This window comes from Bacillus sp. ms-22 (assembly GCF_009759805.1).
GTDB classification, from domain to species: domain Bacteria; phylum Bacillota; class Bacilli; order Bacillales; family Bacillaceae; genus Bacillus; species Bacillus xiamenensis.
Map to the genome: position 1 here is coordinate 677,469 of NZ_CP046653.1, position 13,744 is coordinate 691,212.

General features: G+C 42.5%; 11 protein-coding genes and 2 pseudogenes. 10 read left to right on the forward strand and 3 right to left on the reverse strand.

The features are described 5' to 3' along the window. Positions 1-4 precede the first annotated feature (4 nt). The 10 genes and pseudogenes from GPA07_RS03500 (at position 5) to GPA07_RS03545 (ending at position 11,116) form a co-directional block, all read left to right on the forward strand. On the forward strand, positions 5-664 hold the full coding sequence (locus tag GPA07_RS03500) for a sugar transferase (RefSeq protein WP_008357518.1): 660 nt from the start codon (positions 5-7) through the stop codon (positions 662-664). 18 nt (positions 665-682) lie between these two features. Further along, positions 683-2,134, forward strand: a complete 1,452-nt coding sequence (tuaB, locus tag GPA07_RS03505) for a teichuronic acid biosynthesis protein TuaB (RefSeq protein ID WP_008357515.1) — start codon at positions 683-685, stop codon at positions 2,132-2,134. Further along, positions 2,131-3,316 (forward strand): annotated as a pseudogene (tuaC, locus tag GPA07_RS03510) (teichuronic acid biosynthesis protein TuaC). Before tuaB ends, tuaC begins: the two are co-directional and overlap by 4 nt. A 78-nt stretch (positions 3,317-3,394) precedes the next feature. Continuing rightward, positions 3,395-4,729 (forward strand): UDP-glucose 6-dehydrogenase TuaD, encoded by a 1,335-nt coding sequence (gene tuaD, locus GPA07_RS03515; RefSeq protein ID WP_008357510.1) that lies wholly within the window; start codon positions 3,395-3,397, stop codon positions 4,727-4,729. 14 nt (positions 4,730-4,743) lie between these two features. Further along, positions 4,744-5,673 (forward strand): NAD-dependent epimerase/dehydratase family protein, encoded by a 930-nt coding sequence (locus GPA07_RS03520; protein WP_008357508.1) that lies wholly within the window; start codon positions 4,744-4,746, stop codon positions 5,671-5,673. Between the two features lie 39 nt (positions 5,674-5,712). Continuing rightward, positions 5,713-7,170 (forward strand): teichuronic acid biosynthesis protein TuaE, encoded by a 1,458-nt coding sequence (gene tuaE, locus GPA07_RS03525; RefSeq protein WP_008357506.1) that lies wholly within the window; start codon positions 5,713-5,715, stop codon positions 7,168-7,170. A 70-nt stretch (positions 7,171-7,240) separates the two neighbouring features. Further along, complete coding sequence (gene tuaF / locus GPA07_RS03530) at positions 7,241-7,918, forward strand: teichuronic acid biosynthesis protein TuaF (protein WP_071168498.1); 678 nt, start codon at positions 7,241-7,243, stop codon at positions 7,916-7,918. A gap of 24 nt (positions 7,919-7,942) precedes the next feature. Then, positions 7,943-8,698 carry a teichuronic acid biosynthesis protein TuaG gene (tuaG, locus tag GPA07_RS03535; RefSeq protein WP_157292036.1) on the forward strand — a complete coding sequence of 252 codons (756 nt, stop codon included), beginning with the start codon at positions 7,943-7,945 and terminating at the stop codon, positions 8,696-8,698. A 16-nt stretch (positions 8,699-8,714) separates the two neighbouring features. Next, entirely contained in the window at positions 8,715-9,914 is a 1,200-nt protein-coding gene (gene tuaH, locus GPA07_RS03540; RefSeq protein WP_157292037.1) for a teichuronic acid biosynthesis protein TuaH, read from the forward strand. 134 nt (positions 9,915-10,048) lie between these two features. Further along, complete coding sequence (locus GPA07_RS03545) at positions 10,049-11,116, forward strand: glycosyltransferase family 4 protein (RefSeq protein WP_071168499.1); 1,068 nt, start codon at positions 10,049-10,051, stop codon at positions 11,114-11,116. 57 nt (positions 11,117-11,173) lie between these two features. Here GPA07_RS03545 and GPA07_RS03550 read toward each other — a convergent pair. The 3 genes and pseudogenes from GPA07_RS03550 to GPA07_RS03560 all read right to left on the reverse strand — a co-directional run bounded on the left by GPA07_RS03550 (position 11,174) and on the right by GPA07_RS03560 (position 13,672). Next, a pseudogene (locus GPA07_RS03550) lies at positions 11,174-11,813 on the reverse strand (IS3 family transposase). A gap of 114 nt (positions 11,814-11,927) precedes the next feature. Continuing rightward, complete coding sequence (locus GPA07_RS03555; protein ID WP_008360210.1) at positions 11,928-13,019, reverse strand: LCP family protein; 1,092 nt, start codon at positions 13,017-13,019, stop codon at positions 11,928-11,930. Further along, positions 13,004-13,672 (reverse strand): YigZ family protein, encoded by a 669-nt coding sequence (locus GPA07_RS03560; protein ID WP_157292038.1) that lies wholly within the window; start codon positions 13,670-13,672, stop codon positions 13,004-13,006. The genes GPA07_RS03555 and GPA07_RS03560 overlap by 16 nt, the downstream gene beginning before the upstream one ends. Positions 13,673-13,744: the final 72 nt, after the last annotated feature.

Genomic DNA, 13,744 nt, shown 5'->3' on the forward strand with positions numbered 1-13,744 from the left:
GTCAGTGAGCGCAGAGAAAGCGATGAATCTTTATAGAGAATATGAAGTGAGACGAAACCACTCTTTTGCTTTAACAGAACATATGGTTCGTTATTTATTTGCAAAACGTTTCATAGATTTAGTGTTCTCGTTCATCGGATTGATGTTGAGTACGCCAATCATTTTGCTGTTCGCCCTATTGATTAAGTTAGAAACACCAGGTCCAGCCTTTTATATGCAGGAAAGGGTCGGAAAAGACGGTGTCTACTTTAAATTATGGAAGCTCAGATCGATGAGAACCGACGCAGAAAGCGGAGGAGCGAAATGGGCGCAAAAAAATGATCCCCGTATTACCAAAGTGGGGGCATTCATTCGAAAAACAAGAATTGATGAACTGCCGCAATTTATCAACGTGTTAAAAGGAGAAATGAGTATTGTAGGTCCACGCCCGGAAAGACCGATGTTTACTGCAGAATTTAATCGGACAATACCAGGCTTTACAAAAAGACTGACGGTCAAGCCGGGGCTGACAGGCCTTGCTCAAGTAAATGGAGGATATGAAATGAGTCCAAGTGAAAAATTATCACACGACTTACATTATATTCAAAACTTGACATTTTCTCTCGACGCGAAGATTATGGTAAAAACGTTAAAAGTCATTTTGACTGGTGACGGAGCCAGATAAGTAAAGTAGGGAAGAGAAATGGCAAGTATGAAAAATCGCATGCTAGGCGGGGCGAAATGGACAAGCTTGTCCGCATTGATCATTACCATTATCCAAATTGCACAGTTTGCCTTTCTAGGGAACGTGATGTCACTTAAAGAATTTGGACTCGTTGGCATGATCACAACTGTCACAATATTTACGCAAATTTTACTTGATCTAGGCATTGGTGCTGCGATCATTCAAAAGGAACAAACGACAGAACGTCAATTATCTACATTATATTGGATTAACTTGCTGACGGGGATTCTCTTGTTTTGTGTATTAATCCTCGCAAGTCCCTTGATTGCCGCCTTTTATGCCAGACCTGAGCTGGATGGCTTGCTCAAGTTGTTATCGATCATGTTTCTCATTGCACCAATTGGTCAGCAATATCAATATATGATGCAAAAAGATTTAGCTTTTAAAACATTAAGTACCATTGAAACCATTGCGTCCATCATATCGCTGCTCGTTTTACTCGTTCTTGCCTTTTTTATCAATCCGATTGTGGCCTATGTTGTTTCTCAAGTGCTGCTTCAAGCAGGAAAGGGGCTATTGTATGCGGCAGCTTATTGGAAAAAGTGGCGCCCAGCACCTGTTTTCGCATTAGGGGAAGTGAAAGAGTTTTTCTCCTTCGGGGCTTTCCAGATGGCATCAAGGCTTGTCAACCGGGCAGGATCGAACATTGACATGATCTTAATCGGCCGGTTTCTTGGAGCGGAGGCGTTAGGCATTTACAGTTTGGCTTATCAAATCGTGACGATTCCAGTGCTGAAAATCAATCCGATTGTGACGAGAGTGGCTTTCCCTCTATTCGCAAAAAGTCAGCGAGACCATTCGATGCTGCGCGAGGGCTTCCTCAGTATGACGAATATGCTCGCATTGATTAGTTTCCCATTATTAATCGGTCTTGCTGCCGTATCAGACAGCTTTATAGAAGTGGTGTTTGGAGAGAAGTGGCTAGTGGCAGTTCCGGTTCTTAATATTTTGTGCATTGTCGGTCTTCTGCGTGTGCTCATGAATCCAAACGGTTCCATCCTCCTTGCAAAAGGGAGAGCGGACTTAGCTTTTTATTGGGATACAGGCATGCTGATCGTCTATGGAGGCGCATTATATACGGGAGTAAATACGGGCAGTCTAGTGACAGTAGCTTGGATTTACTCAGGTGTCAGCCTGCTGAACTTCATTGTGGGCAGATGGCTTATGGCATACGTCATTCAGCTAGATATGAAGGTGTATGTAAGCTCACTCGTAAAGCCTGCTGTCATGACGCTGTTCATGGCCGCCTGTACAGTGGCTGTTCATCAAGGGATGAAGCTGACGTCAGCCGATATGACGCTTCAATTGCTACTAACAATTTGTTTAAGTGCTGCTTTGTATGGCTTGCTGCTTGTCAAAATGTATCCGCAGGCTGCAAGCAAATTATGGAGAAGAGGTCGTTCGTCATGAAGGTGCTATGGCTGACAAGTGTATATCCTAGTGAAAACCATCCGAGTGAAGGCGTCTTTCATGAAACGCAGGTGCAGGAGCTGCTCAAACAAGGAATAGACGTAACCGTCATTTGCCCTACCCCCGTGAATCTCCCAGTATTACGGATGATCAAGTCGTCCTATCGGCAGAAAATAGACTTGCCGGAACAAGAGGTTCGAAACGGTGTGACGGTTTACAGGCCGCCCTATACAGCGTTACCTGGACAGTTGAAATGGGCACAGCCGAGCAACCGAATCGCAGCTTCTGTTCTCCGCGCAATGCAGCGCAATCAGCTGTCACCAGATTTTATCCATGCGCACTTTGCTATGCCGTCTGGCGGCGCAGCAGCTGTGATTCAAAAAGAAACGCATATCCCTTATCTTCTGACCTTACACGGCAGTGATGTGAATGTATATCCGAACTATAGCAAAGGGGCGCTTGCAGCCTTTGAAACAGCGGTGAAACAGGCCGCCGCTGTTCTGACAGTGAGTGAGGAGCTGGCAAAAAAGACACATGATATGACAAAGGTGGAAGCGCAATTCCTCCCGCTTGGGATTCCGCTCGAGTCATTTTCTAATACACAAGGGGATCAAGAAGCCATCCGAAAGCAGTTAGGGTTACCGCTTCACGACAAGCTTATTGTCTTCGCCGGTCGCTTAGTCAAAGAGAAAAGGCTTACTTGAATTAGTTGATGCAGTTAAGGGGATGGCTGGTGTGAAAGCGGTCTTAGTTGGAAAAGGACCCCTCGCAAAGGAGCTAGCAGAACGAGCTGGGGAATCAATTATACTCACGGGGCAGATGCCAAATGATCAAGTGAAACATTATGTCATGGCGGCCGATCTGTTTGCCCTTCCATCCTATAGTGAAGGAATGCCGACTGTCGTCCTAGAGGCGCTCGCTTTAAAAGTACCTGTTATTGCAACACGAGTAGGTGGCCTCCCATCATTGTTTTCTACTTATCGACATCTGCTCATTGAGCCGCGCTCAACGAGTCAGCTAAAAGAGGCGATTCACGCGTATCTTTATGAAAATAAATGGAATGATCAAGTGAAGAACGACCTTCACCACATCGTCCATACAGAATATTCATCATCACATAATACGAAGCATCTCATTCAGCAGTATGAAAAGGTGCTGAATCAATCAATATCCATCGTTTAAACAGGAAGAAATGTGCAAAGACTGATAGATAAACAGTTTGGAACGGACAATATGCTTTTACTGAGAGGATGAAACAGGTTGAAGAAAATTGCTGTGATTGGAACAGGATATGTCGGGTTAGTATCGGGTACTTGTTTTGCTGATATCGGAAATCGCGTCATCTGCTGTGACATTGATGAATCAAAAATCAACAGCTTACAAAGCGGTGTCGTTCCAATTTATGAACCAGGCTTAAAGGAATTGATTGAAAAGAATACAAAAGAAGGAAGATTATGTTTTACAACCAATATTCCTGCTGCGATTCGAGAATCTGAGATCATTTATATTGCTGTAGGGACACCGATGACATCGAAGGGTGAAGCGGATTTAACTTTCGTAAAAGCCGTCGCTCAAACGATTGGTGAACACCTGAATGGCTACAAAATCATCGTGAACAAAAGCACAGTGCCAGTTGGAACAGGACGTCTTGTTCAAGCCATTGTTCAAAAGGCATCACGCAGTAAATATCCATTTGATGTTGTATCCAATCCAGAGTTCCTTCGAGAAGGTTCGGCGATTCAAGACACGATGAATATGGAGAGAGCAGTCGTTGGCGCAACAAGCACTCATGCATCGACCATCATTAAAAGATTGCATGATCCGTTTCAAACAGAGGTTGTTGAGACCAACTTAGAAAGTGCAGAAATGATTAAGTATGCGGCAAATGCCATGCTCGCCACAAAAATCTCATTCATCAATGACATTGCGAATATTTGCGAGAGGGTTGGCGCTGATGTTGAGAAAGTCAGCGAAGGAGTTGGGTTAGACAGCCGCATCGGGCATAAATTTTTAAAAGCGGGCATTGGATTTGGAGGGTCTTGTTTCCCGAAAGATACAATGGCTCTTCTCAAAATTGCCGAGACAGCCGGCTACCGGTTCAAGCTGATCGAATCTGTGATTGAAACAAACAACAACCAAAGAGCTCATCTTGTCAGCAAGCTCATGAGTGTGTTCGGTGATATTAAAGGGAAGACCATTTCCGTCTTAGGGCTCGCATTTAAACCGAACACCAATGATATGCGCTCAGCCCCATCATTAGATATTATCCCGATGCTGAGAGAACTCGGAGCTTTTGTCAAAGCCTATGATCCAATTGCTTATGTAGAAGCAGAAAGAGAGCTTGGCCCGCAGGCAGTCTTCAGCAATGATCTCTACGAAACAGTGAAAGATACAGATGCTTGTCTCATCTTAACAGAGTGGGAGGATGTACAGAAGATGGATAAGGATCAGATCAAGCAGCTGCTTCGCTCACCAATTTTAATTGATGGAAGGAATTTGTTTGATCCAGCAGAAATGAAAGAGAGAGGATTTATTTACCAGTCGATCGGCCGCCCAGGCGTATGGGAAGCAGAATTGGTATCGAAGGCACAATAATAGGGGGAGCTTGGATGAAGAAAGTATTGGTTACTGGGGGAAGTGGATTTATTGGGTCTCATACGGTAGAGGCTTTACTAGAAAAAGGCTATGAGCCCATAGTTCTTGATAATTTTTCAACTGGATCTAAGGAAAATATAGCTCATCTTTCCGTACAATGCGTGGAAGCAGATGTCACAAAATCAGAAACGGTCGATTTGATCAAACAAATTGCACCAGATTATATCATCCATCTTGCAGCACAAGTGAGTGTAGCCGTTTCGGTTCAACATTTTATCTATGACGAAGAGGTCAATATTAAAGGATCGCTTCATGTGATAAAAGCAGCGGCTGAAGCCGGTGTGGAAAAAGTGGTGTTTGCCTCATCGGCAGCTGTCTATGGAGACCCGGTTTATCTGCCGGTAGATACAGCTCATCCACTACAGCCTGGTTCACCTTATGGCTTATCGAAACTCACAGTCGAGCGGTATTTAGAGATGGCGAAATCACTCTATGAGCTGGATTATTGTATTCTACGATACAGCAATGTATATGGACCGCGTCAAGATGCGCTTGGCGAAGGAGGGGTTGTCTCTATTTTTTCTGATAAGTTTGCAAAGCATGAGACCCCTTTCATCTTCGGAGACGGGGAACAAACAAGAGATTTCATCTATGTCGGTGATCTAGCAGCAGCGAATGTGTCGGCTTTAACTGCCAAATCAAACGTTTGTTTAAATATCTCATGTGGTGATTCCATCACGGTGAATGAGCTGTTTCAAACGATGAAGCGAGTGACCAGATCACAACTTGAACCGATTTATAAGCCTCAGCGTGCAGGAGATATTGTGCATAGTACATTGTCAAATGAGGAAACGAAACAAGTCTTAAATTGGGAGCCTGTCGTGTCTTTACAAGAAGGTTTGGCTCGTACCATCTCCTACTATGAACAGGGAGTAAAGGCTTAATCCCTCAAATCGGATGGGTTGTTTAGGAGGAAAATGGGTATGAGTGTGAAACAAACAGCATGGCAAATCATGATCGGATGTATTTTATTAGCTGCAGGCATAGGGCTTGTGCAGCTGGCATCCACCCAGCCTATTGGGTTAAAAAAGATGGTGGCAGTCCCGGTTTTGCTTGTGGTGCTCACGGCAGCTGCCGTATTGATGAAGCTATACATGAACGGTGATCAAGTCTTCATGTCAGCCATCTACCTTTTGATTGCATTCACCTTTCTCAATAACGCTTTCTTTTCTATTAGTGTCGGATTCTTTAGTCTTTTTCTCTACCGTATCATGCTCATGGCTGTCTTTGTTTTATTGATATGGCGGATGAGAGACAGGGGAACGTACATATCACAGTGGCGGCACATTCGTGTAAAAGGCATTCTTGGCTTTTTCGCTGCATGGTTTCTTTATGGCCTCATTTCACTGCTTTGGGCTCATTCAGTCACAGACGGTCTGAAATATATGTCTCTTCTTGCAATGGGAATGGGATTTGTCTTCCTCGTGGTCATGTATATTCAGCGAATGGATCAGATTGTAACCTTTTATAGCATTTGGCTTGTCATGACCGTCTTTGTGATGGGGATCGGGTTCTATAATCACTTGACCTTGAACCATTTACCGAATACATCATTGTATCTTGGACCAGCGTACAAACAGCACTATCCTACAGCTGTATTCTTTAATCAAAATGACTTTGCGACGTTTTTATCTATTAGCTTTTTCTTATATGTAGCGTGTATGCGTCAGGTGAAAAATGGTTATATCAAAGCGTTTGGGGGATTAGGAGCGATCGCAGCACTGTATCTCATTTTGTTAACAGAATCGCGCGCGAGCTTGCTGGGTATATTTGCTGGAGCGGCGATCTATGTGTGGCTGCTGCTGCCTCGCTTTTTAAAAAAGTGGTCACTCATCGCAGCAGGCGGGCTTGGCGTCATATGTCTTGCCATCTTTTCAGCTAAGATCTATTCGGTCTTTTATGACTTGTTTCTCGCTTCTCAGGTCGCACATTCTTTTAGTGAACCACTCCCGTCCAACATCGCTCGGGCTAATTTGATCAAAAACGCATGGCATTTCTTTACGAATTCATATGGCTTTGGGGTCGGTGCAGGCAATGTGTCTTACTACTTAGCCCACTTTTCGATCTTTGATACAGATCAAGTCGTTGAAGTGCACAATTGGCTACTAGAGCTGATGACGAATTTTGGCTTTGCCGTCATGCTGGGGTATCTCTCAGTGTACGCCTATCTCATGTTCTCACTGTACAAACAATACCAATTGGCTGACACGAGACCAGCAAAGATGATCATCGAAGGTCTATTTGCTGCAATGCTGAGTTTTCTCGTCTCGAGTATTAGTCCCAGCTCCGTTTCGAATTTATATTTCCACTGGGTATTTTTAGGACTGGTGATGACGGCGGTGAATATCATGAAAAATAAACAACGTTTAAAGCCGTGGTAAAACGTGTGATGATGAGCTTGTATGGCTACACTAGTGAAAAAGCAAATACGTCAATGTTGGGAGAATGAACATGTCTGGTTTCATGGTAAGAATAAGGAAGCGAATCAAAAAATATATCGTATGGCTCGTACTATTGCCTGTCATATTAGCCGCTTTTGGTTTCTTTTTTGCCAAAGGGACAGTAGAGCAGTCTAGCTACACAGCCGCTGTGACCTTGACGCTTGGTAAATATGATGATGGGGTGTATAACAATATGGCAGAAGTGACATCTCTCATAAAAAGCGATGCATTTCTGAATCAAGCACTACATGATGTCAAGGAAGCAGAAAGGCAGGATGTGAAAAACCGTCTGATTCTCACCAATGCATCAGATACACAATTACAGCTGTCATTTACAGATGCCGACAAAGCCCGGGCCTTGGCTGTCGTGAAACAAGTGTCAGATACATTTTTAAAGCAAGACAAGGCCTTATTTATGAAAAGACAGCAGGTCATTGAAAATAGATTATCTGCTCTAGAAGATGAATCTGTCAGCAATGATTCCAAAGTCGATAAAGAACGTTTTTTATATGAATTGGAGTCTACAAAGCTCGGGATGAAGCAGGCAAAGATTGTCGATCCTGCCCAAGTGCTCGATGAAGGCAATAAAGGCATGTCAGCGAAAAAACGGGCACTGCTTGGACTTGTCGTTGGCTTCAGCATCTCGCTCATGTTTGTGGTGTTACCTGAAGTGTTCAAAGAATCTTAATGATGAACTGGAGATGAGTCCTAGGTGAACAAGCAACCGTTAGTATCAATCATTACACCGGCGTATAATGCGGAACGTTATGTAACGGATACAGTTCATTCCGTCCTTGCCCAAACTTATGCTAACTGGGAGCTGATCATTGCAGATGATGGCTCAACAGATGGAACTAGGAAGCTGTTAAGGGAATTAAGTCAAACGGACGACAGAATCAACGTCATTTATTTAGAGGAAAATGGGGGAGCCGCCATTGCTAGAAACACTGCCATCAAACAGGCAAAAGGGCGCTTTATCGCTTTTTTAGACAGCGATGATAAGTGGAAAGAGACAAAGCTCGAAAAACAGGTCGACTTTATGCTAGCAAATGATTATGCCTTTACATTCACGGCATATGACATCATCGCAGAAAATGGAGAACTGTTACAAAAAACTGTCACAGCACCGGCTCAGTTGAACTACAATGAAGCCTTGAAAAATACGATTATCGGCTGTTTGACGGTGATGCTCGATCTTCAGCAGGTGGGACATGTGGAAATGCCAAACATTCGAACAAGACAGGACTTAGCCACATGGCTCTCTATTTTAAAAAGAGGATTTACGGCCTATGGAATGAGTGAGCCGCTCAGTGAATATCGCATCGTTGGCAACTCGATCTCTAGTAACAAGTGGAAAGCAGCGAAAAAAACGTGGTTTGTCTACAGAGAAATTGAGCAGCTTCATTTTGTCAAAGCGTCTTGGTGTTTTATGCATTATGCCACAAATGCTGTGAAGAAGCGCTTATAAACAGAAGGGAAAAAAGGTGATAAAGGTGAAAGCAGACTCGATCATACATGTTATCGTAGCAACGGGAGAATGGGGACAGGATGGTCTGAGATACAGACGGCATCGCTTAGCAGAATTTCTAGCATCTGATCCAGAGACGAAAGAGGTCATCTGGGTATGTCCATCTGCCTCCCGTCATTTAGCTCCCTTTCAGCCTATAACGGATCGAATGAAGCAAATGACCATTCCTGATGTGCTCAAGAGCAAGTTTTTCCGCTTTGGCCGTTATCAAGATATGTTTTATATTCATAAATTGTCCCCTCTGCTTGAGCATTTGCGGCAGGAGGAAAAGAAGGGCATAGCCGTCTGTTTATGGTATACGTTTCCTGGATTTCCGCTCTTATCTTCTTTATTTGAATGGAAACATATTGTGTATGATTGCAGTGATCTGTGGGGAGAGCCTATCAGCGGAAAAAACAGCATTCTTTCTTATATGAGGCAGCGGGTCATTGTAAAAGCAGAAAACCGGATCATTAAATACGCACACAGCATTACATGCTCCTCTCAATATCTACATGATCAAATCAAAAAACGGCTTATGGGTGAACCGAAAGATGTGTTCACAGTGGAAAATGGCGTCGAGTACGATGTGTTTGCGAAAAGCAGCCTTCCTAGCAGGGAGGATGTGCTGGAGGGAAGAGAAGGTACCGTTCTTGGCTTTATTGGAGGAATCAAGCCGAAGCTCAATTTTGACATGATCGCACAAGCTGCTCGCATGCAGCCAGATTGGACATTTTTATTTGTCGGTCCGGATGGAACAAATGGAGATCCATCTTTTCAGCATGCACTCAAACTGCCAAATGTCATTTGGACAGGGGCTGTCGCACCAGAAGAAGTGCCTGCTTACATGAAACTGATTGATGTAGGAATGATGCCATACAAACAGTCTCCTTATAATCAAGCTGTTTTCCCGCTCAAGCTATATGAATTTTTAGCTGCAGGAATACCTGTTGTTGGTTTAAATCTTCCATCAACGGAAAGGCTAAAAGAGAATGATGTGTATGAATATTTAGAGGGCGAAGATTCTGCTCTTTTCGTAGAAGCCTGTCTGAAAGTGATCAGCAAAAAAGACGACATGACCTATAGACATCTAAGACAAAGCCGAGCAAAGAAAAAAGATTGGCACGCGCTGTTCACAAACATGGTGGAATTAACGAATATTAAAGAAAACGCATAATTCATTCAGGATTGTGCGTTTTTATTTGTTTCTTCTTCACAGGGGGAGCTTGTGATCATCCTATATTCAATTGTATAATGGAAAGAGCGGCCAATATACAAAATACAGATTTCAATTTAGAAGGAGACTGACCTATGGATTACGAACGCGCCTTATTAGCGTTTTTTGTCTCTCTGGCTACAGTTTTAATTGTGACACCAATCGTCAAAAAGTTTGCAATTAAGATTGGTGCAGTGGACCAGCCGAATAAACGAAAAGTTCATGATAGAGTAATGCCTCGAATGGGTGGTTTGGCGATTTTTATTGGGGTAGCGGCTGGAGCACTAGCAGGTGGGCTGTTTCTACATAATAAAATTACAGCTATTTCAGTTGGCGCTGTTCTCATCGTCATTTTAGGTATATTTGATGATAAATATAATTTAAGTGCAAAATTTAAATTTCTCGTACAAATTCTCGTCGCTTGTTTAATCGTGAGCACGGGGTTAAAAATGGACTTTTTCTCTGTTCCTTTCTTAACAGATCGAATGGAGCTAGGGTGGATGGCATATCCCCTGACTGTACTATGGATTGTTGGAATCACAAATGCAATTAATTTAATCGATGGATTAGATGGACTGGCTGCCGGTATCTCGGTTATCGGTTTAACAACGATTGCAGTCATGGCGTTTTCGGCTGACAAAATCCTAATTCTTTCGTTATCTCTTGTCGTCATTGGCAGTACCATTGGTTTTTTATTTTATAATTTCCATCCAGCAAAGATTTTTATGGGCGATACAGGCTCGTTATTTTTAGGCTATATGATTTCGGTGCTGTCACTTTTAGGGTTATACAAAAGTGTCACTTTGTTTAGTGTCGTTGTCCCAGTGATCATCTTAGGTGTCCCTATCTTTGATACCACCTTTGCAATCATTAGGCGGATATTAAATAAACAGCCAATTTCGGCGCCTGATAAATCACACATCCATCATCGACTGATGGCCTTTGGCTTATCTCATCGAATGGCTGTGATCGTCATTTACATGATTGGCTTAGTCTTTAGCTTAAGTGCAATCTTGCTGACAAGTGCCACCATTTGGCTCTCATTGATCATTATCTTTTTACTGGTCATGTTTATGCAAGTCATTGCAGAAGTTACTGGTTTGGTGAACGAAGAGTTCAAGCCATTTACGAAATTCTATAAACGAATGGTCAAAAGACAATAAAAACAGCCCGTGCCTCGGGACTGACCCGCCGTTTTTGAGACAGGGATCAAAACACCTTTATACAGCCAATTGCCGGTATTTTATCGGTGATTGGTTGTTTAGTTTCGTTTGAATACGGATGTTGTTATAATAATAAATGTATTCTTTGACAGTGCGTTCTACGATGGTGGTCGTAGTTCGATCAATCCTGTTAAGTATAGAACGTGTGAGGAATGAAACGATTCGATGGAGGCACATTATCAGCGGACGTCCCTTTATGGGACATGCTCATGGTAATGCCTTTTATATGAACAGCTTTCTGATACTCGTAAGATGCCTAAATGGATACAGGTGTCCTGTACCGTCAACGTTTTGCACAATTCTTCTACCAGTTTGATTGCCGTTTCCTTATCAACTTCCTTTCCAATTCGTTGTACTTTTTTAAAACTTCATTCTGTTGACTCAAATAGCGATTTTCTGCCTGCAGTCTCTCTAATTCGGAAGAGTAGTCGGGGCCCTTTCCATAGGAATATTGTTTTCCAACAGGCTGTTCGAACCGGTGTGTATCCCCAGCCTTATGCCACCTCACCCATGTCTGAACCTGCGTCTTATTCTTAATATTCAATTCCTGCATGATCTCTTTCATAGGTACACCTGCCAATCTCATTTCTACAGCCTTCTGTTTCACTTCAACCGGATAACTCACTCTTGTACCCATAGAAAAAACACCTCCATGCTTTATTTCGGATCACAACGATCCGTTTTCAAACTTGAAGGTGTTTTTGATTTGTCTCATCTTATGGGGTCAGTTCCCAAGGAGGCGGGCTGTTTTTTATTGTCCTGATGAATTTGTCGATGAGCTCATCGTATCCGTTGACCCTGTTTCATCAGAGGATGAATTGGTCTGTGAATCTGTTTCAGTCGATGACTCAGAAGAAAGCTTTAAATGCGTCCGTAATTCATTTTGTACTTCAGCCAAGTTGGTTTGATCCGGCTCAAAGAAGTATGTTCGATTTGGTCCTAAATAAAGGTCTGATCCTTTAATAGAAAGTGTTTCTGTGTCGTCTCCTTTAAAGCCGCTGTAGATTTGCTGAAGAGCAAGTCCTTCCGTGATACGGAAGTTGGTCGTAATGTGATCACTTACTTCTTTTGCGATATTATCCACGTTTGCAATGTTCTTTGGCTTCGCCATTTGATCAATTATTGCGCGTAAAATCTGCTTCTGACGATCGTTACGCCCGAAATCACCACGTGGATCTTGCTTTCTCATCCGCGCGTAAGCAAGTGCTTCTTCCCCATTTAAATGCATATTGCCTTTTTTAAAGTAAATCTTTTTCGATTTTTTGACGTCACTTTTTTCATTGAAATCAAATGGAACATCTACATCAATTCCACCAACTTCATCAATGACATCTTTGAAGCCATCAAAATCCACTGTTGCATATTTATCGATCGGAATATTCAAGAATTGTTCGACAGTTTCGATCGTTTCTTCTTTTCCGCCTTTTGCAAATGCCGCATTGATTTTCACTTTATTGCCAGTTGTGTCACTTGCAAGCTGTACCCGTGTGTCACGAGGGATACTCACCATTTTCATCGTTTTATCCTGAGGATTAATGGTTGCGACAATGAGTGAATCTGAACGGCCATGATCACCATTCGTGGCATAATCCTCTATGCCGACAAATAAAACGGAGAAAGGTTTTTTCTTAATATCAATGACAGTATCACGCAGCTTAGATTTCTCCCCGCGTTCTAATTCATCATATGTTTTGTCAGCAGCCTGAAGTGTATTCACAATTTTATAAACGGCAAATCCGCCTATGCAGATGAAGAGAAGCAAAAATAAGACCAGGATACGCTTAAAAATTTTTTTCTTTTTATTTTTTTTCTTTCGTACACGCACTTTTACTCGTTGTGCCATTCATCTGTCTCCTTTATCGGACCAATGTCCTTTTCTAAATAAATAAGTTCGCCTTCTTTTGTCACACTCTTTCCATTTGTCAGCTCAGTCATCCATCCAATGAATTGCTCTGTTTGTGTTTCTTTTACATATGTCTCGAAAATAACATCTTCGGCATAGTGGATTTCTTTTAGGTGAAAAGATGAGGCTCTAAGCTCATTCTCTACCTTACCAAGCCATGTATAATCTATTGTTGTGTGCATCGTACGCATTAAACAGCGTTCTACTATACCGACATGATTGATTGCTTCTGATACAGATTTTCCGTACGCACGAATTAACCCTCCGGCACCTAGCTTAATGCCGCCGAAATAACGAGTGACAACAACAACCGTATCTTTCAGCTTACGTTTTTTCAATACTTCAAGCATTGGTACACCTGCCGTACCGCTTGGTTCACCATCATCATTTGCTTTTTGAATCAGGTCATGTTCACCAATCAGATAAGCTGAACAATTATGAGTGGCATTCCAATGCTGTTTTTTAATGGATTGTATAAATGCTTGTGCTTCTTCTTCTGAGACAGCACGCTGTATATGACAAATAAAACGTGATTTTTCAATGACGATCTCATGCTCGCCACGACTTTTCACTGTGAAATAGCGGTTCAGCAAAAGACATACCCTCCTGACAAGCAAATTGTAAGACTAGAAAAATTTGCATGACTTTAGAATTTTACAGCGTAT

Coding starts and splice junctions, on each gene's coding strand:
- GPA07_RS03520 (WP_008357508.1), top strand. CDS start 4,744: ATGAAGAAAGTATTGGTTACTGGGGGAAGTGGATTTATTGGGTCTCAT.
- tuaE (WP_008357506.1), top strand. CDS start 5,713: ATGAGTGTGAAACAAACAGCATGGCAAATCATGATCGGATGTATTTTA.
- GPA07_RS03545 (WP_071168499.1), top strand. CDS start 10,049: ATGGATTACGAACGCGCCTTATTAGCGTTTTTTGTCTCTCTGGCTACA.
- tuaF (WP_071168498.1), top strand. CDS start 7,241: ATGTCTGGTTTCATGGTAAGAATAAGGAAGCGAATCAAAAAATATATC.
- GPA07_RS03555 (WP_008360210.1), bottom strand. CDS start 13,019: ATGGCACAACGAGTAAAAGTGCGTGTACGAAAGAAAAAAAATAAAAAG.
- tuaB (WP_008357515.1), top strand. CDS start 683: ATGGCAAGTATGAAAAATCGCATGCTAGGCGGGGCGAAATGGACAAGC.